The organism is Kriegella aquimaris, assembly GCF_900103215.1.
Lineage (GTDB): Bacteria > Bacteroidota > Bacteroidia > Flavobacteriales > Flavobacteriaceae > Kriegella > Kriegella aquimaris.
Window position 1 is genome coordinate 55,400 of record NZ_FNGV01000012.1, and the last position, 19,623, is coordinate 75,022.

The following is a 19,623-nucleotide window of genomic DNA, read 5'->3' on the forward strand; positions in this document are numbered from 1 at the left end:
GTTACATCAATTACCTATAATTAGGGGGTACAGCTACGGGAAGTTCAAGGGCAAAATAAAAGGCCAAAAGTTTAAAAACAAATGGCCTAAAAATCATAATCTTTCAACTACCGATGCTACTTCTTGCGCATGAAAATGGTAACTGGAACCCCTGTGAAATCAAAATTCTCCCTTAGTTTATTTTCCAAAAAACGTTTATAGGGGTCACGAATATATTGAGGCAGGTTACAGAAAAAAGCGAATTGAGGGTACGGTGTGGGCAACTGGGTGCAAAACTTGATTTTTACATATTTTCCCTTGTAGGCCGGTGGCATATTATTTTGAATAATGGGCAACATCACATCATTCAATTTTCGCGTGACCACCTTTTTCGACCTATTTTCATAAACCTGGATTGCGGTCTCGATAGCTTTAAAAATACGTTGCTTGGTAAGCACCGAAATAAAGATAATAGGAACATCGGTAAAAGGTTCGATGGCCTCCCTTATTTTTTGAGTATACTGCTTCATGGTATTGGTTTCCTTATCTTCTACCAAATCCCATTTGTTGACCAGAATAACAATACCTTTATTGTTCCGGTGGGCCAACCAAAATATGTTCGAGACCTGCCCATCAAAACCACGGGTGGCATCTAAAACCACCAAACAAACATCACAGTGTTCGATGGCCCTTACCGATCGCATTACGGAGTAAAACTCTAAATCTTCCCTGACCTTGGTTTTTCGGCGAATACCAGCGGTATCAACCAAATTGAATTCAAAACCAAAACGATTGTACCGTGTATCGATACTATCCCTAGTGGTACCTGCAATATCGGTGACAATGTACCGCTCTTCGCCTATCAAAGCATTTATAAAAGATGATTTTCCTGCATTTGGCCTACCGACAACGGCAAATCGCGGTAAATCTTCAACCACCTCCTCAACATCGGGCAGTACCTTTACCAACGCATCAAGCAATTCCCCGGTTCCACTACCGTTAATGCTTGACAAGGTATAATATTCACCCAACCCAAGAGCGTAAAATTCAACGGCATCAGCAGCCCTTTGCGCGTTGTCAACTTTATTGATTGCTAAAAAAACAGGTTTATTTACCTTACGCAATAGCTTTGAGACATCCTCATCCATGCCGGTAACCCCGGTTTCAACATCGACCATAAATATGATGGCATCTGCTTCACCAATGGCAAGTTCTACTTGGATATCGATTTCTTTTTCAAAAACATCTTCACTGCCCAGCACATAACCACCTGTATCGATCAACGAAAACTCCTTACCATTCCAGTCACTCTTACCATAGTGCCGGTCGCGAGTCACCCCACTGACGGCATCAACGATAGCCTCTCTGCGCTGGATCAAACGATTAAAAAAAGTAGATTTCCCGACATTGGGTCTTCCTACAATAGCCACTATAGCACTCATTCTTTGTATTTTGCGACAAAAGTACTATTAAAAATCCGAGGAAAAAATGCTATCTCATAGAACCTGTTCAAATGCATCATGAAAAATGTAAAGGGAATCGCACTGGGTTTCATCCACTTTTCTGAAGTTATGTTAAGTCCGTTAAAAATTGGGAATTAGACTAGTAGATTTGATAGATAGAAACAGTATTAAAGACTATATTAATAATTACAAGAAGATTTATATCGTTGAAAGATTCTTTTGCAGGAATAACCAAAAGCCTTCAGACGCAAAAAATTCCACTAAAAGATATTCATTCAAAGCTACACTATTTGGAGTACCCGATAAATTCAGGAAAGCCTGTCTCAAGATTATGAAAGAAACTGGTATATTAAAAGGCAGCTGTTCTTGAAGGTTTTAATATTAGTCTTCGTTTATGGTCAAAGACAAAATTTGAGATTTGAAAGAAAGTTAAAAAAAATCAAGCTCTTTAATTGAACGGTTTAAAATGGTTCAGGCATTTAACTATTGTACCCAAAACGTTTCAACTGCCGCGCATCGCTACGCCAGTTTTTGTTCACCTTTACATAAAGTTCTATATGTACCTGTTTGCCGAAAAATTTCTCCAGATCTTTACGTGCCTCTACCCCAACACGTTTTAAAGCGCTGCCCTTATGGCCGATGATAATACCTTTTTGAGAATCACGTTCTACCATGATTACCGCCCGCATGCGAATGATGTCTTCATCTTCGACAAATTCTTCGGTCTCGATTTCTACGGAATACGGAATTTCTTTTTTATAGTGTATCAAGATTTTCTCACGAATGGTCTCGTTCACAAAAAAACGTTCGGGCTTATCTGTCAATTGGTCTTTGGGATAATATGGAGGTGCTTCTGGTAGCAGCTCGATAATTCGTTCAAAGACTCCTTTTACATTAAAATTCTGTAGTGCAGAAATGGCATGAATCTCGACACTCGGAAGTTGTTCTTGCCAATATTGAATTTGTTCTTCCAATATTTCCTGTTCTGAAGTATCGATTTTATTCAGCAACAACAGCACAGGTATTTTGCTACCACGGATCTTATCAAAAAAGCTTTCATCCTTTAACGCCTTTTCTCCTATTTCCACCATATATAAAAGCACATCGGCATCTTCAAAAGCCGATTTCACAAAGCCCATCATGCTTGATTGTAGTTCATACGCCGGTTTGATGATACCAGGGGTGTCTGACAAGACCACTTGAAAATCATCCCCATTGACAATACCCAAAATCCGATGGCGCGTAGTTTGTGCCTTCGAAGTAATAATAGATAATTTCTCACCTACAAAGGCATTCATCAAGGTCGATTTACCCACGTTAGGATTACCTATAATATTTACAAAACCGGCTTTATGCAACATCTTCTCTTTTTAGCTATTTGAATTGCAAAGGTAACCAAAAAAATTCTTGGACTTTACTTTCCCAAATAGCGCTGTTTCACCGTATCATCAGGTATTGAGCAAGTTTTGAGCTTATTACCAAATCCGTCCCAAATGCTTTCTGAATTCTAATTTACCTTACCCAGTCCCAAGCATCCAAAGGCTGAAAATAGTAGTTTGTAACTCTACAAAAGATTGATAAATAGGAAACTGCCACCCAAGCGGGGAAGTATCTCTACTTAAATAGGATCATTTATATCATAATTAAACCCAAAATCACGTAAAGAACAACCGTCACAATCCCCCCGATAAGGGCGTAGGGCAGTTGCGTATTAATATGGTCTATGTGATCACTGGCCGCGGCCATAGATGAAATAATGGAGGTGTCCGAAATAGGCGAACAATGATCTCCAAAAACCCCTCCCCCTAAAGTAGCGGCTACTATTAAGGGCAGTGGTGCCCCATGAATTTCGGCCATAGGCATGGAAATCGCCATCATAATAGCAAAAGTACCCCAAGAAGTTCCGGTCGAAAAGGCAATAAATGAGCTGATTACAAAAATAACAGCCGGTAAAAAAGCCGGTGACAACCAGTCTTTAGACCAATTGGCTATGAACTGTCCGGTTCCCAGTTCATTACAGGCATCGCCAATGGCAAAGGCAAGAAGCATTAACAAGGCCAAGGGCATCAACTCGCTTATCCCTTTTAGCACAAGATCGATCATTTCTTTGGTCTTCATTATTTTTTGAGACCTGTACAGTACCATGGCCACAAAGATTGCGGTAAGCACAGCATATAACACAGCCGATGAACCGGAACCTTGGCCAATTGCCTTAAAAATATGGTCTCCGAAAGAAGCCGCATCCTCCACGGCATCCCAACCCGTATAGGCCAAATATATTGGCATCATCAATACCATAGTAGCCAGCGGCACGATCATATTGTAAGCTTTTGCCTTGATTCCTTCTTTGGACTCGAAAGAGGTCACCTCACTGGACAACATGGGTTTGGCTGTATCACTTAACAATTTCCCTGTTTCCTTTGTGCGCTTTTCAGCTTTTGCCATAGGCCCTAAATCCTTTTTGGTAATAATGACCACAAAAACAATGACTATGGCAAGAATAGGATAAAAATTATATGCTATGGAAGAAAGCATAGTCCCGAAAGGATTTTCTATGCCTTGGGTGAGCAATAATCCCATTATAAAGGCTCCCCAAGCATTAAAGGGAATTAAAATAGAGGAAGGGGCAGAACTGGAATCGGCTATGTAGGCCAATTTTTCCCTGGGAATCTTCAGTTTGTCAAAAACTGGACGATATAGCGTTCCTACCGTTAAGGAACTTATACTGGTCTCGACAAACAACAAAAGGCCTGTTAGCAATGCCATGAGTTGCACTACCACCCTACTATAGCCGCTTTGCTTTTTCTCAAAATACAGGATTACTTTGTTGATTTGGTTTATAAATCCCTCTACCCCTTTTGAGTATTGAATAAATAGCAATAATGCACCTACCAGGGCACTGAACATAATGGTTCGGGTATTTCCCGGAGATTTAAAAACATTCACCATCCCCTCAATGGTTGCCAAGGTTCCAGTAAGAAAATTAAAATCATTGATGATGATCCAAGAAAACCATATCCCAAAAAGCAGGGCTATATAAACTTGTTTGGTTTTGAGTGCCAGTACAATAGCGATGATGGGTGGTAAAATTGAGAGAAAACCATAGTTATCCATAAATAATCGGGTGCATTAAGGTGAAGGATTTTTGCTTAAAATCGTTACAAAATAGCAAGATTTTGGAAATGGCAAACTACAAGTACGTCTTTTTAAATTTTTGATGAAAATTTTAACCGCTTTTTTTCCATTTAATTCAAAATAGATTTGGATAAGATCATCAAAGCGTTGTATCTTTGCCGTCCACATCGCGGGGTAGAGCAGTAGGTAGCTCGTCGGGCTCATAACCCGAAGGTCGCTGGTTCGAGTCCAGTCCCCGCTACTAGGCCACAGGCCAATTAAATCAACGGATCGCATGCGTGCAATCCGTTTTTTTATGTCCTCTATTTTTCTACATTTGCGAAACGTATACGAAAACGAATACGTTTTTTGCATGAAAATGAACTTTTCCGAACCTAAAATCTATACTGGAGCGGTCGATATTTCCCAGTGGTCCACGTTGTCTAAAAAGCAACAAAAAGAGTCACTAGGCAAGGACTGGTACGTCTATTATTCCTTCAGGGACCCCAAAACGGGAAAACTAAAAAGACAGTCCCAGATCAAAGCCGGTGCCAACAGGTACAAGGACAAGGAAAGCAGATACCATATCCTTAAACAAATGCAGAAGGCACTCGCCATTGTACTTCGGGAGGGATTCGACCCATACCAAGAAAATGCATCGCTCATCGAATATCTGGAAAATCGCCTCGATCCCCAAAAGGAAAAAGAGCCGGCCTTGGAGACTACTTTGAAGCAAGTTCCGGAACAAAAAATCCGGACGGAGAATGTTATCAGTATAGCTGACGCCTTCAGTCTTGTTCTGGAAACAAAGGAGCGCGTCTTGTCCGAAGGTTCTTTCCCACAATTTAAAAGCCGGATCGAAAGGTTCAAGAAATGGCTGGCCAGCGAAGGTTTCAAACTAAAGGAAGGCATTGACCAAATTGACAAAAAACTTGTAATACGCTACTTGAACAGTGTATTACAAAGTTCCAGTGCAAGAAACAGGAACAATACACGAACCGATTTGGGCTCTCTGTTTCAAACTTTGGAGGACAATGATGTAATACAGCACAATTTTGTTAGGAAAATCAATGTATTACGTGCGATACCCACCCGACATAAAAGTTACACACCTGAACTTTTAGAAACAATCGACAATCATTTATCGGAAAATGACCCTGTATTACGTCTTTTCATACAATTCATTTGCTACAACTTTCTTAGACCTGTAGAAGTATGTAGGTTAAAAATAAAGGATATCGATGTAACGGATAAAAAACTTTACCTAAAAGCCAAGAACCAACCAGTAAAGACAAAGATCATTCCTGATATCTTGCTAAAGGAAATTCCCGACCTGACAGAGTTCGACAAAAATGACTTCCTGTTCACGGTCGATGGTATAGGAGGCGTATGGTTTACTTCGGAATCGAACAAGCGGAATTTTTACACAAAACGGTTTAAGAAGGTCAAGGACCATTTCGGGTTGGGCGGGGACTATACCATGTATAGTTTCAGACATACGTTCATCACCAAATTATATAGGGAATTGGCGAAAAACGCCAGTCCTTTCGAAGTCAAAAGTAAATTGAAATTAATCACGGGCCACAGTTCGATGAAAGCCTTGGAGCAATACCTTAGGGATATTGATGCAGCGCTTCCCGAGGACTATTCAAAACTATTGGAATAAATGCAGTATAAATATTTCGGTTCCATAAAAAATCCCGCATTCTTTGAGATGACCAGGGACGAACAGAACAACTATTTGTTGGAGAAAAAGTTATTCCGTGTTTCTTATTCTGTTTCCTTCATCCCAAATCAACACATAGATGATAACGTACCTGGACAAATTAATTTTAAAACTGGTCTTTCGGAAGACAACAAGGAATTTATAGCTAGTGACGAGCTTACGGACAGCATTTACAAATTCATTCTAAATACTTATGAGGCATACTTAAAACACGCCCCTATTTTATTTCATGCCAAGTTCAACAATACGGTATTCGGATTTTCGGAAAAGAAAAAAAAGAAGTTGGCCTTGAAGGAATTTAAACGTATCTATAAAGAATGTCTTCCAGGTGAACTCGATGCCTACAGAAACAGATTCGGAGTCCTTTATGGAAAGCGTAATCAATTCAAGGAATTGCTTATAAGCCAAAGATCTATAATATTGGCCTTTTTACGAGGCGAAATCTACTATTTCAATCGTAACACATTTGAAAGCACCCCTATATTACATCAAATTATTGACTTTGAGGCTAATTTGGAAATATTGTTGAATTTAAATAAAACATATCAGTTCGAAGAAGATAGCCTTTTCAACGGAAAGGACGGCCTTAGACAACTGTATGAGAAATATGAAAAATTATTCAAGGATTTTACAACTTATAAATTCGTCCATCACCAAATAGAGAGTTTTGAAGATGTAATACCAGCCCGGATAGAAAGTTTACACGAGGTGCTCAGATCTAATAATCTATTAAATGGCAATAAAGAGGATTTTATGAAATTCCTTTTAGATGTTCATGGAATTAGGATTACCAAAATTAGAGATTACTCCAATTTGATCAATGACAAACACAGCGAACGGGTTGAATTCTTACAAGAAGAATGGCACAATTTCCCTTAGAATACCTTACCATTAACAATCTGGACAAACTTCCCTAGTTTCAGACAAGAAAAGACAAGCCTCGGACATAAATCGGGACAAGTGTTTTTTGGTTAATCGCAGTTACTTGCATTAACCAAAATTCACAAAATGAATACAACGATTAATTTAAGGGTCAGTAATGACCAGAAAACTACTTTACAGAATCTAGCCGAAGACTTTGGCTGCTCATTATCCGATTATATAAGAGATGTAATTACCACTCACTTGGAGGATTCCTATGAGGAACTGGATGAACCGAGCATTAATTTGGATCTGGAGCCAATAATATTGGATGAAGGGCGGCCTATCCCCGGTTTTGAAAAAAGTTATGAATTTACGACGCTTTTGGCTTGGCTGTTCTATAAATACATGCAGCCAACGGACAACAATTCTATTGAGGCGATTAACGGCATCAAGTACAAAGTCGAAAAGACCTTAAAGCGAAGTTCCTTCTCTCAAGACTTAAAGTTGGAATTTTTAAAAGTTCTAAGTGACTTAAACCGCTTCGTAGTAGAACCGGACTACTCGAACAAGCATTTCACCTTTCCCATTTCGGGCAACGCTCTATCCTTCGATTATTGTTTACTGATCAATGAATTATGGTCACTTGAAAATAAGGAACTATGAGCAGTAAACAATCAATTGAAAAAGTCAAGGAGACAATCCGTGAAGACATCAGGTCCAAAGAATCTCAGCTCCTTAAAAAGAAGGCGGACCAAAATTGTCTGATAGTAAAACCGGTCAACACATGGATAGACGAGGCCAAACGCAGACCGATCCCGAATATGCTATTCAGTGAATTCTGGTATGAATACGAACTTGCCATTCTCTATGCGGATACCAATGTCGGGAAGTCGATACTTGCCGTACAAATTGCAGAGAGTATTAGTAGTGGAATCCCTATTGACAACTTCAAGTTGGAAGCCGAGGCACAAGTGGTAGTATATACGGATTTTGAACTTTCGGATAAACAATTTGAAAATCGTTATTCCAAAGATTATAAGAACCACTATCGGTTTAGCCAAAATTTCCTTAGAGCGGAAATAAACCCGCTTACCGACATTCCGAAAGAGTATAAGGGAATCGAGGATTATTTATGTGACCAGCTCAAATCTATAATCAATAAAAGTGGCGCCAAGGTAGTCATCATCGATAACCTTACTTTCTTGGGAAACGATAATGAAAAGTCCAAACATGCCTTGGAACTGATGAAGAAGTTGAAAAAAATAACCAAGGAGTCTTCGGTTTCCATTTTGGTCTTGGCACATACTCCGAAAAGGGACGATTCAAAACCTATCAGCAAGAACGATCTGGCAGGCAGTAAAATGCTTATCAACTTCTGTGATAGTGCCTTCGCCATAGGCTTTAGCCAGAACGACCCTAAGCACCGTTATCTCAAACAGATAAAACAGCGGAATACGGAACAAGTTTATCATACTGAAAATGTCATTACATGCTCATTGGAAAAAGATGTAAACTTTTTAGAATTCAGATTTCTCCATTATAACTCCGAATACGATCATCTACGATGTAATACAAGTAACGGTAACGGACTTGACGAAAGGGATGAAGCCATGAAATCCCTTATTTCCCAAGGCCTTTCCAATGTCGAAATAGGTAGGCAATTGGGAATTAATGAGGCTACTGTTCGCAAAAGAAAGAAAACACTGGGTATTGACTAATGATAGCATCCGATGTATATAAGATAGCCAAAGCACTTTCCCTGAAAGAGCAGGAACGGCTATACTATATGCTCGGGCAAGATATTCCCAATAAAACTCCGATCAAGAAAAAGCGGAAGAAACTTCCGGATTTTACGGTAGAAGATGGTATCAGATACTTAATCGATAACATTATGTAGTTAACATCGTGTATTACAATAATATCAAATCGTACCCTCGTACCCCGAATAAAGGTACGAGGGTACGAGGTAAAAATTCAATAAGAAATGCAGTACAAATATTCATTGGACAAGTCAAGTAAAAAGTTCCTTTGCCCCAAATGTAACCGGAAATCCTATGTACGTTTTTTCGACAATGGGTCCGGTAATTATGCAGGTTATAATTATGGGCGCTGCGACCGCGAAAGCAAATGTGGCTATTTTACATCACCATCGTCCAATAAACCCTTGAACGATTTAAACTTCGTACCAACACCTAATAAACCCACGTTTTTGAACGAAAGTTTAATAGGTGAATTCGGTGTTGATTATGATCACAACCATTTTATATCCTTTTTATTGAAACACTTCGAAGAGGAAGATGTAATACGAGTAATAGAGGAGTATTACATAGGAACTTCTAACCATTGGAATGGGGCTACGATTTTCTGGCAAATTGATAATGAATTAAGAATCCGTACGGGCAAAGTCATGCTATATGACTGTAATTCAGGAAATAGAGTAAAAAAACCTTACTCACATATCAATTGGATGCACAAGGTTTTACGTGTCAAGGACTTTGTATTACAACAGTGTCTTTTTGGATTACACCTACTTGAAAATGACCGGAACAAAAATACCGTTTGCATTGTTGAGTCGGAAAAAACGGCCATCATCATGAGCATGGGGTTTCCCTCCTATCATTGGATGGCTACGGGTTCGAAATCAAATCTGAAAAAACCATTGTTACAGCCTTTAAAAAACCACAACATTATTCTTTATCCCGATAAGACCGAATTTCTAAAATGGAACGACAAGAAGGAGCTTCTTGAAAAAGAGGGCTTCGAAATAGAGTGTAGTGATCTTCTTGAAAGAAAAAAGAATATTCGAGATGGATACGATTTAGCGGATTTAATTTTGGCTAAGGAATGTCTAGTAACTTAATTAATCCTGCGAGTTGGAGATTGCCACACCTACTACTCTAATTTCGTCACTAAGGAAACGGCAATCAACCATTAAAAGCATCAATCAGATTCTATAATTAGAAAAATTATCAAGGAACAGCGACAAGAATTTCCTTTAGCCTCCTTTCGGCTTCCACAACAAACTTATCCTCCAATTGGGCCTCATACTTCATTAATCTGTTTTTGATTCCCCTACCACCTTTGAAGACCTCTAATCGGCAGATGTATTTATCACCTTGAAACCTATTATAGCATTCCACTTTAATATGAGTAAGGCCATACTTTTTCCACCTGAATTTTAAAAGGGTATAAATCAATTTTTCCTGTCTATATAGGCTCATTATTTCTATTTATTTTCTTTCCTTACCATTATCCAATTTTCATTCGGCACACTCCAATAACCTAACACGGACATTATAAAAAGTGTTACATGGGACGGGTAGCGGTGGAACAGGCTTAAGTTATTTGTCTTGGTATCAAATTCTAAGAAGAATCCGTTCATTGTTATCGGGGGCTGCGTAATCCCTTCATCCATTAGGGCACTGTTATATCTAGCCTCCCCTATCTCTTTTAAAAGACTTCTAATTGCTTTTGTATCTCGGTTATGGAAGACAATTGTATGCATTGCAATTATAGAGTATTTGGATTATTTCCAAATTTATGGAATTTGACCATATTCTTTTGTAATTTTAACACATATAATAAAAACTGATATGGAATCTAATATAAATTTACATTGCAAGTGCGGCGAGGTCTACACTATCGAGAAACCGGATGATTTCCCCAATAAGGCGGTTGGTTTGGGATGCAACTTTTGTATGGAGTGTGCGGATGAAAACGAAGATGAATTTGTAGGTTATATGCAGTATTGGCTATATGATAATGATATAGTCGTACAAGAGCCTATTGATTCGAACCAATTGAGCTTATTCCCTAGAATAACGAACCCTGTTGATTCAATTCTGAGTAGTCCACAAACTTAATTGCCTCCGGTGTATTGCGTTCGTAGTTTGGCTTATATAGATTGCGTGTAACGGAATAGGCCTCGAATTCCTTTGTAGTGAACCCTACCCTCATAAGTTCCTCTATATGTGGTCTACTTAGATCGTTCCTTAGCCATTCCTCCTCAAATTCTTCATCAAGCACCAAGGGCATCCGCTTTTTTTTGTTATGTACTTCCGCAAAAAAATCGTTGGCCTCTACCGTAATAATCGTACAACTATAGACTTCATCATCAATTTGAGAATACAGTCCCGCGAAACAAAAAATGGAATTATCGGTGTAATGGCAAAAGTAAGGGTAGGCAGTATTCTTAAGGTGGTGGGGTTCGAAAAAACCGGAAGCTAGGATCAAACATCTATTGGTTAATGGAAACTCTTTATAGGAGCGCTTTTCAAAAATCGTTTCGGCCCTGGCATTGTTCGTATAATTCTTATTCAAGAACTCGCTAATATTACCCTTCATTGCATATTCGGGAACTAGGCCCCAAACAGCCGGAACGATCTCCTCTTTTTCCTTTTGGGGAACAATATATAGGTTCTCATGGTTAAAGGCAGATTGGTAGTAGTAAGGTCTGTACTCCAAGGGCACCTTGAACCGTCTTCGGATCCTTGCCTCCACTTCGTCATGTTCCTTGTCCAATGTAGTCGAATAACACATACTTAAATATACTAAAATCTCATTTATTACATCATTTTTCGATGGACTTAGCGCATTCTATCTATCATTATATCTGTAATACAGGAATTTTACCCTTTATACCTTTATTAGGTGGAAAACAAAGTGTATTACATGGGGTTCCTTTTTGTATTACAACAATTTTATAAAACGTCTCAGCAAAAAATCAACTAATATAAAAGTGGGGGGGGGTATTTTCCAAAAGTTCATGAGGTGCGGGCATTGCGTGAGGGTACGCCACCGAAAAACAAAGGAGCTTAAAAATTTGTATCAAAAGAACCTAAATAATTGAATAAAAATATAATGCAATACTTGGTATATATAGTGTAATGTCTATTTTTAATCTCTGTCCCCAAAAACACTTAAAAGATGAATCGTATAAAAGAGGTATTGGAAGAAAAAGGTATAAAGCAAGTATGGCTAGCGGATAAGCTAGGTAAGAGCTTTAATACTGTGAATGGGTATGTGCAAAACCGTAACCAACCTAGCTTAGAAGTGCTTTACGAAGTAGCCCATATTTTAAATGTAGATGCAAAAGAACTTTTAGTCTCTAACAAAGAAGAATAAACTTAAAAAAATAATGAACAAGCAACAACTAGCCGCCAAAATCTGGGAATCTGCAAACCAAATGCGTTCCAAAATTGAGGCAAATGAATACAAAGATTATATACTTGGCTTCATCTTTTATAAATACCTATCGGAAAAGCAAATACAGTTCGCTAAAAATCAAGATTTCACCCAAGAGGATATTGAAGCCTTGAGCGAAGAAGATACCGAAACGGTAGATTTCATTAAAAAAAACATAGGATACTTTATAGCCTATGATGATTTGTTTAGCACTTGGATCAGTGCTGGTAAAGATTTTGATGTATCAAATGTACGAGAAGCTTTATCTGCTTTTAGCCGACTAATTAGTCCTAAACACAAAAAGCTTTTTGATGGTATTTTCAATACTTTGGAAACAGGTTTAAGTAAATTAGGTGATACCGCAGCCAAGCAAACCAAAGCCATTGCAGATTTGCTGCATTTAATTAAGAGCATCCCTATGGATGGCAAACAAGACTATGATGTTCTTGGTTTTATCTATGAATACCTAATTGAAAAGTTTGCGGCAAACGCAGGTAAAAAAGCAGGAGAGTTTTATACGCCCCATGAGGTATCTGTACTTATATCAGAAATTATTTCAGACCATTTAAAAGACCGTAAGCAAATTGAAATTTATGATTCATGTAGTGGTTCTGCCTCATTGCTTATTAACATAGGTAACAGCATTGCGAAGTATATGGATGATGAAAACAACATTAAATACTATGCACAGGAGCTAAAGCAAAATACCTATAACCTTACCAGAATGAATTTGGTGATGCGTGGTATTTTACCAACGAACATACAGACTAGAAATGGTGATACCTTAGAAGACGATTGGCCATTCTTTGATGAGAACGACCCAGTACATACTTATAACACCTTGTATTTAGATGCGGTAGTATCTAACCCACCGTATTCACAAAAATGGACCCCAACTAATAAGGAAGCTGATCCTCGTTATGCTCGTTTTGGTCTTGCGCCTAAAACCAAGGCAGATTTTGCCTTTCTATTACACGACTTGTACCATTTAAAGCCAGATGGCATTATGAATATTGTACTACCACATGGGGTACTTTTTCGTGGTGGTGAAGAAGGTAAAATACGCAAACAGCTCATTGAAAAAAACCACATTGATGCCATTATTGGTTTGCCATCGGGTATATTTTTTGGTACGGGCATCCCTACTATTATTATTGTTTTAAAACAAAAACGTACCAATACCGATACCTTAATTATTGATGCTTCAAAAGGTTTTCTTAAAGATGGCAAAAACAACAAGTTACGTGCTAGTGATATAAGGCGTATTGCAGATGCGGTGCGTGATAGAGCTAACATACATAAATTTTCTAGAACGGTTGAGCGTGATGAAATACGTAACAACGAGTACAACCTAAACATACCGCGCTATGTAGACTCTTCTGAGCCTGCCGAAAAATGGGATATCTATGCCTCTATGTTTGGTGGTATTCCGGTAAATGAGATAGACGAACTACATAAGTATTGGGATGCGTTCACAGAGTTACGTGAAGCATTATTTGAAAGAACTACAGCCGTAAATGCTAAGTTGAAAGTAACAGCTATAAAAGAAAGCATTGTAAATCACGCTAATGTTACTGCTTTTGCGAATGCGTATACCCAGGCGTTTAAGGACTTTGACCAGTACCTAAGCCAGCAATTAGTAAGCAATACAGCTGCTGTTAAGGTAAACAAAGAGAAAACAATATTAAGCAACGAAATTTTTAAACGTCTAGAGACCATACCGCTTATAGACAAATATGAAGCTTACCAACTGTTAGATGATAACTGGGAAACTATAAAGGTAGACCTAGAAATTATACAGACCGAAGGCTTTGATGCTGCACGTGTAGTAGACCCTAATATGGTGATGAAAAAGAAAAACGGTAAAGAAACTGAAGTACAAGAAGGTTGGAAGGGTCGTATTATGCCATTTACTCTAGTTCAAGAACGGTATTTGTCAAAGGAGCTTGAAGCGCTCACTATAAATGAAAGCCGACTTACCGCTATTGCCACGGAGATTGACGAAATTATTGAAGCATTACCAGAAGAAGAAAAAGACAGTAGCCTGCTTAATGATAAAAGTGATGCCTTTGTAGCCAAGGAGTTAAACGAAGTGGTAAAGGAAGCCTATGCAGAAGTAGAAACTCCAGAAATTAATGCGATTAAAGCCTACCAAGAGTTACTAGACAATAAAGCACGTAAACTAGAAAAAGAAACTTTTATAAAAGCCAACAAAGCAATACAATGGAGCGCTATGGATGCTAATAAAGATGGCACCTATAGTAAAACTACAGTAAACAAATACCTGTCTCAATTGCAGAGTGTTTTTACATTTAAAGAAGACACTTTTGAATACCAAGTAGTAAAAGCAAGCCAATTACTTATAGAGCAAAAGGACCTAAAAGCAAAAATTAAAAAAGAAGCTGCTGCACTCCACATGCTCACTAAAGAAACTATTGAAAATTTAACCGATGCACAGATAAATGACCTGCTTGAACATAAATGGGTACAACCATTAGTTAAAGCATTAGAAAATATGCCTGATGCCATTATAGATACGCTTTCTCGAAAGTTACAGCAACTAACAGATAAATATGCTACTACCTATAGTGATGTAGCCAAAGATATTAAGCAAGCTGAAAACGAACTTGCAGGGCTATTGGGCAACCTTACAGGAAACGAGCACGATTTAAAAGCACTAAGCGAGTTTAAGTACCTACTAAAAACTAATATTTAATATGGCAACAGAAAATAAAAGCCCAGAAGTGCGGTTTGAGGGTTTTAATGACAAATGGAAAAAAAACTATCTTGAAGATGAAATTGATTTCTATAGTGGATTAACTTATTCACCGCTAGACGTACAAAAAGGTGAAGGAACATTTGTGATACGCTCATCTAATGTAAAAAACAGTGAACTTGTTAATGCTGATGATGTCTTTGTAAATCCCGAGATTGTAAATTGTCTAAATGTTGAAAAAGGTGATATTGCTGTAGTAGTAAGAAATGGTTCACGTTCACTAATTGGCAAACATGCTCAAATAAAGGAAATTTTAAAAAATACAGTCATAGGTGCTTTTATGACCGGACTAAGACCTAAGAATAATTCTGATTTTATAAATGCTTTACTGGATACTCAAACCTTTCAAAAAGAAATTCAAAAAAATCTAGGAGCAACAATTAATCAAATTACAACTGGTCCCTTTAAGAAAATGGAATTCTTCTTTCCTAATATAGAAGAACAGAAAGTTGTTGGTGATTTTTTTAAAAATTTAAATAAATCAATATCTGTATCTAAGATTAAACTCACAAAACTTAAAAACCTAAAAAAAGCAATGCTAGTTAAGATGTTTCCACAAGAGGGCGCTACAATCCCAGAGATACGTTTTAAAGGCTTTGATGGGGAGTGGGAAGATTCTACTTTAGACAATGAAGTTCATTTTTTCAGTGGTTTAACATATTCACCTCTTGATGTAGATAGTAAGGCAGATACGCTGGTTTTGCGCTCCTCAAATGTCAAACGAGATGAAATTATTGATGCCGATAACGTATATGTTGATTCAAGTGTTATTAATTGTACATATGTGGAAGTTGGAGATATAGTAGTTGTAGTTAGAAATGGTTCAAGAAACTTAATTGGTAAGCATGCACAAGTAAAAAGAGCAATGAATAATACGGTAATAGGTGCATTTATGACAGGAATTCGAGCTAAAGTACCATCCTTTTTAAATGCTATGTTAAGTACTCTATTATTTCAAAAGCAAGTCGAAGAAAACCTAGGAGCGACAATAAATCAAATAACAACAGGAGTATTTAAAAATATGGTTTTCAAGTTTCCTATTGAAAATGAACAAATAAAAATAGGCCAGTATTTTGAAAACCTTGATAACCTAATTTTAAATCACAATGAGCAACTGAAAAAACTTAACAGCATTAAAAAAGCCTGCCTTAGTAAAATGTTTGTCGCTTAAAACCAACCCAACTAGTACCGTTTATAAATATGATTTTTAATAAAGAAAGTGATTTTGAAGAAGCCGTTATAGAAGCCTTATCGCATAAAGGTTGGGAAAGTGAGGTCATTAAAAAACCTACAGAAAAAGACTTACTAGATAACTGGGCAAATATACTTTTTGAGAACAACCGCGATATAGACCGCCTTAATGACCACCCACTTACGGAGGGTGAGATGCAGCAAATACTAGAGCAGGTAAACACCTTACGTACACCACTTAAGCTTAATGGTTTTATAAATGGTAAGACGGTAGCCATTACAAGAGATAACGAAAAGGACACTTTGCATTTTGGTAAAGAAGTAAGTCTTAAAATTTATGACCGCCACGAAATTGCTGCTGGGCAAAGTAGGTATCAAATAGCACAGCAACCACAATACAAAAGCAAGTCTAACATACTAGGCGACCGTCGTGGAGATTTAATATTGCTTATAAACGGTATGCCGCTTATACACATAGAGCTTAAAAAAAGTAATGTTCCAGTAAGTCAAGCATACCATCAGATAGAAAAGTACGCACGTGCTGGTGTCTTTACAGGCTTGTTTTCTTTAGTACAAGTTTTTGTAGCCATGGAGCCTAACGAAACAAGGTACTTTGCAAACCCTGGTCCAGATGGTATATTCAACAAAGACTATTATTTTCAATGGGCAGACTTTAATAACGAACCCTTAAACTTATGGAGTGATGTAGTTACTTATTTACTCTCTATACCTATGGCGCACCAGCTTATAGGGTTTTACACCGTACCAGATACGAGTGATGGCGTTCTTAAAGTAATGCGTAGCTATCAATACTATGCAGCAAGTGCTATAAGTGATAAAGTAGCAAAAACAGATTGGAAGAGTAGACAAGCACTAGGCGGGTATGTATGGCACACTACAGGCTCTGGCAAAACAATGACCAGTTTTAAAAGTGCACAGCTAATAGCCAACTCAAAAGATGCGGACAAAGTAATCTTCTTAATGGACAGAATAGAGCTTGGCACACAATCTTTAAAAGAATACCGTGGCTTTAGTGATGACAATGAAGATGTACAAGCAACGGAGAACACTGGCGTTTTAGTGACGAAGTTAAAAAGTGACGACCCAGCAAATACTTTGATTGTCACCTCTATTCAAAAAATGAGTCTTATTACCGAGGAGGAAGGAACTAAAGGTGCAGACATAGCCATGATGAACAATAAGCGTATTGTCTTTATTGTAGATGAGGCACATCGTAGCACCTTTGGCGATATGCTAATTACTATAAAAAAGACCTTTCCTTGGGCTATATTTTTCGGCTTTACAGGTACGCCCATACAAGATGAAAACCAAAAGAAACTTAATACCACCGCTACTGTTTTTGGAGACGAGCTACACCGTTATAGCATTGCAGACGGTATACGAGATGGCAACGTATTAGGGTTTGACCCATACAAGGTTCTTACTTATAAAGATAAAGACCTGCGCAAGGCGGTGGCCTTAGAAAAATCTAAAGCATCTAGTGTAGAAGATGCCTTGGGCGATACAAAAAAGAAGAAGATATTTCTAAAGTACTTGAACGATGTGCCTATGGCAGGTTCATATAATGATGCAGGCACCTATGAAACAGGTATAGAAGACCATTTATCCAATGCCCAATACGACCGTGAGCAACACATCTCAAAAGTAGTAGAAGATATTTTGGGCAACTGGCTCATTTTGAGCCAGAATGGAAAATTCCACGCCATATTTGCTACCAGTAGTATACCCATGGCTGTGCGCTATTACAGAACATTAAAGCGTGTAAAACCCGACTTAAAAATTACAACACTCTTTGACCCTACTATTGATAATAACGGCAATTCTGAATATAAAGAAGATGCACTTATAGAAATTATAGAAGACTACAATGCGCAATATGAACAAGATTTTAAGTTAGCGAACTACGCTAAAATGAAAAAAGATATTGCTTCTAGAATGTCTCATAAAGCACCATACCTAAGAATAGAGAAAGAACCCGAGAAGCAATTGGACATTTTAATTGTAGTAGACCAAATGCTCACAGGTTTTGACAGCAAGTGGGTAAACACTTTGTATATGGACAAGAAGATGGAGTATGAAAACATCATACAAGCATTTTCACGTACCAACCGTCTCTTTAAACGTGATGAAAAACCACACGGCACCATACGTTATTACCGTAAGCCACACACCATGGAGCGCAATATAAACGCAGCCATAAAATTATATTCTGGTGATAAAGTAACCGGCTTGTTTGTGGAGCGTTTACCCCACAATTTAAAAGCAATAAATGCCGTGTATGATGAGATTGCACAACTATTTGAACTTGCAGGAGTTGCCAATTTTGAAAAGTTACCAGATGACCTAACGGAACGTGGTCGTTTTGCCAAGTTGTTTAATGCCTTCAATATGTACTTAGAAGCAGCTAAAGTACAACGCTTTGTGTGGGAAAAATTAGAATACACTTTCGGAGAAGGTAGAAAGAAAGAAAATATTACGCTAGCTTTAGATAAACATACCTATGATATTTTAGTTTTGCGTTATAAAGAGCTTTCAGGCTCGGGTGAAGGAGCAATGGGTTCTGGTGTTCCATACGAGATAGAAGGATATATCACAGAGATTGATACAGGGAAAATTGATGCTGACTATATGAATTCTCGTTTTGAGAAGTATCTAAAAAAACTACAAGATGAGGCTGTAAGGAAAGAAGATGTGCAACAAACACTGAATGAACTTCACAAGTCTTTTGCAAGCCTTACCCAAGAGCATCAGAAGTATGCTAATTTATTCCTGCATGATGTACAGCGTGGTAATGTAAAACTAGAAGCGGGCAGAACACTTAAAGACTACATTACACTATACCAGTACAATGCTAAAAATGACCAAATACGCAAAATAGCTACAGTGTTGGGTTTAGATGAAGCTCGTCTGCGTAGTATGATGGAATCAGGTCTTAGTGCAAAAAGCATCAACGAGTACGGTAGGTTCTCAGACCTTAAAAATACTGTAGACAAAGAAAAAGCCAAAATCTACTTTGGAGAATTGGAGGGTAAAAAGCTGCCTCAGTTTAAAGTTAATATACGTGTAGACAACTTGTTACAGAAGTTTATTTTGGAAGGTGGGTTTGAACTACCGAAAAGTCCAAATCTACCAAAAAATAGATATGGAAGTTGAGGATACTAATAACAAAAAAATTGCATTTTGCAATGCCCGAAAACGGGTAAGGCTACAAAACGGGTAAGGCTACAATTAGCCATCGTCATTTTATCAAAAAAACACCGTTGGCTTTTTACAAATAGAATCGACTTTTTCAGTGGTTCATTTTC

General features: G+C 37.9%; 16 protein-coding genes and 1 tRNA gene. 11 read left to right on the forward strand and 6 right to left on the reverse strand.

Annotation, left to right across the window (positions count from 1 at the left end; translation table 11 throughout):
• Nucleotides 1-116: 116 nt before the first annotated feature.
• The 3 genes from der to BLS33_RS18835 form a co-directional block, all read right to left on the reverse strand.
• Nucleotides 117-1,421, reverse strand: coding sequence for a ribosome biogenesis GTPase Der (gene der, locus BLS33_RS18820; RefSeq protein WP_089893323.1), 1,305 nt, complete (start codon nucleotides 1,419-1,421; stop codon nucleotides 117-119).
• Nucleotides 1,422-1,921: 500 nt separating this feature from the next.
• Nucleotides 1,922-2,803, reverse strand: coding sequence for a GTPase Era (gene era, locus BLS33_RS18830; RefSeq protein WP_176801448.1), 882 nt, complete (start codon nucleotides 2,801-2,803; stop codon nucleotides 1,922-1,924).
• A 271-nt stretch (nucleotides 2,804-3,074) separates the two neighbouring features.
• The gene (locus BLS33_RS18835) at nucleotides 3,075-4,556 is read right to left on the reverse strand and encodes a Na+/H+ antiporter NhaC family protein (protein ID WP_089893329.1); all 1,482 of its coding nucleotides are present in this window, start codon (nucleotides 4,554-4,556) and stop codon (nucleotides 3,075-3,077) included.
• A 189-nt stretch (nucleotides 4,557-4,745) separates the two neighbouring features.
• Between BLS33_RS18835 and BLS33_RS18840 the strand changes: the two genes are divergently transcribed.
• The 7 genes from BLS33_RS18840 to BLS33_RS18870 all read left to right on the forward strand — a co-directional run bounded on the left by BLS33_RS18840 (nucleotide 4,746) and on the right by BLS33_RS18870 (nucleotide 10,006).
• Nucleotides 4,746-4,818 (forward strand) — tRNA-Met (locus tag BLS33_RS18840).
• Between the two features lie 111 nt (nucleotides 4,819-4,929).
• Nucleotides 4,930-6,222: a tyrosine-type recombinase/integrase gene (locus BLS33_RS18845; protein ID WP_245731552.1), complete on the forward strand. Its 1,293-nt coding sequence runs from the start codon at nucleotides 4,930-4,932 to the stop codon at nucleotides 6,220-6,222.
• Nucleotides 6,223-7,161, forward strand: a complete 939-nt coding sequence (locus tag BLS33_RS18850; protein ID WP_089893334.1) for a hypothetical protein — start codon at nucleotides 6,223-6,225, stop codon at nucleotides 7,159-7,161.
• Between the two features lie 129 nt (nucleotides 7,162-7,290).
• Entirely contained in the window at nucleotides 7,291-7,809 is a 519-nt protein-coding gene (locus tag BLS33_RS18855; RefSeq protein ID WP_089893337.1) for a DUF6290 family protein, read from the forward strand.
• Entirely contained in the window at nucleotides 7,806-8,864 is a 1,059-nt protein-coding gene (locus BLS33_RS18860; RefSeq protein WP_089893339.1) for an AAA family ATPase, read from the forward strand. Before BLS33_RS18855 ends, BLS33_RS18860 begins: the two co-directional genes overlap by 4 nt.
• Nucleotides 8,864-9,043, forward strand: a complete 180-nt coding sequence (locus BLS33_RS18865; RefSeq protein ID WP_089893342.1) for a hypothetical protein — start codon at nucleotides 8,864-8,866, stop codon at nucleotides 9,041-9,043. Before BLS33_RS18860 ends, BLS33_RS18865 begins: the two co-directional genes overlap by 1 nt.
• Nucleotides 9,044-9,130: 87 nt before the next feature.
• Complete coding sequence (locus BLS33_RS18870) at nucleotides 9,131-10,006, forward strand: DUF6371 domain-containing protein (protein ID WP_089893345.1); 876 nt, start codon at nucleotides 9,131-9,133, stop codon at nucleotides 10,004-10,006.
• 109 nt (nucleotides 10,007-10,115) lie between these two features.
• Here BLS33_RS18870 and BLS33_RS18875 read toward each other — a convergent pair whose 3' ends face one another.
• The 3 genes from BLS33_RS18875 to BLS33_RS18885 all read right to left on the reverse strand — a co-directional run bounded on the left by BLS33_RS18875 (nucleotide 10,116) and on the right by BLS33_RS18885 (nucleotide 11,685).
• Nucleotides 10,116-10,367, reverse strand: a complete 252-nt coding sequence (locus BLS33_RS18875; protein WP_089893348.1) for a hypothetical protein — start codon at nucleotides 10,365-10,367, stop codon at nucleotides 10,116-10,118.
• Between the two features lie 5 nt (nucleotides 10,368-10,372).
• On the reverse strand, nucleotides 10,373-10,651 hold the full coding sequence (locus BLS33_RS24930) for a hypothetical protein (RefSeq protein ID WP_089893350.1): 279 nt from the start codon (nucleotides 10,649-10,651) through the stop codon (nucleotides 10,373-10,375).
• A 308-nt stretch (nucleotides 10,652-10,959) separates the two neighbouring features.
• Entirely contained in the window at nucleotides 10,960-11,685 is a 726-nt protein-coding gene (locus BLS33_RS18885) for an SOS response-associated peptidase (protein ID WP_089893353.1), read from the reverse strand.
• 387 nt (nucleotides 11,686-12,072) lie between these two features.
• On the opposite strand from BLS33_RS18885, the gene BLS33_RS18890 reads away from it, so the two are divergent.
• The 4 genes from BLS33_RS18890 to BLS33_RS18905 are packed head-to-tail and all read left to right on the forward strand — an operon-like array spanning nucleotide 12,073 to nucleotide 19,471.
• Nucleotides 12,073-12,270: a helix-turn-helix domain-containing protein gene (locus BLS33_RS18890; RefSeq protein ID WP_089893356.1), complete on the forward strand. Its 198-nt coding sequence runs from the start codon at nucleotides 12,073-12,075 to the stop codon at nucleotides 12,268-12,270.
• Between the two features lie 13 nt (nucleotides 12,271-12,283).
• Nucleotides 12,284-15,046, forward strand: a complete 2,763-nt coding sequence (locus BLS33_RS18895; RefSeq protein ID WP_089893358.1) for a type I restriction-modification system subunit M — start codon at nucleotides 12,284-12,286, stop codon at nucleotides 15,044-15,046.
• Nucleotide 15,047: 1 nt separating this feature from the next.
• On the forward strand, nucleotides 15,048-16,277 hold the full coding sequence (locus BLS33_RS18900; protein ID WP_089893362.1) for a restriction endonuclease subunit S: 1,230 nt from the start codon (nucleotides 15,048-15,050) through the stop codon (nucleotides 16,275-16,277).
• 29 nt (nucleotides 16,278-16,306) lie between these two features.
• Nucleotides 16,307-19,471: a type I restriction endonuclease subunit R gene (locus BLS33_RS18905; RefSeq protein WP_089893365.1), complete on the forward strand. Its 3,165-nt coding sequence runs from the start codon at nucleotides 16,307-16,309 to the stop codon at nucleotides 19,469-19,471.
• The last annotated feature ends 152 nt before the right edge of the window (nucleotides 19,472-19,623 follow it).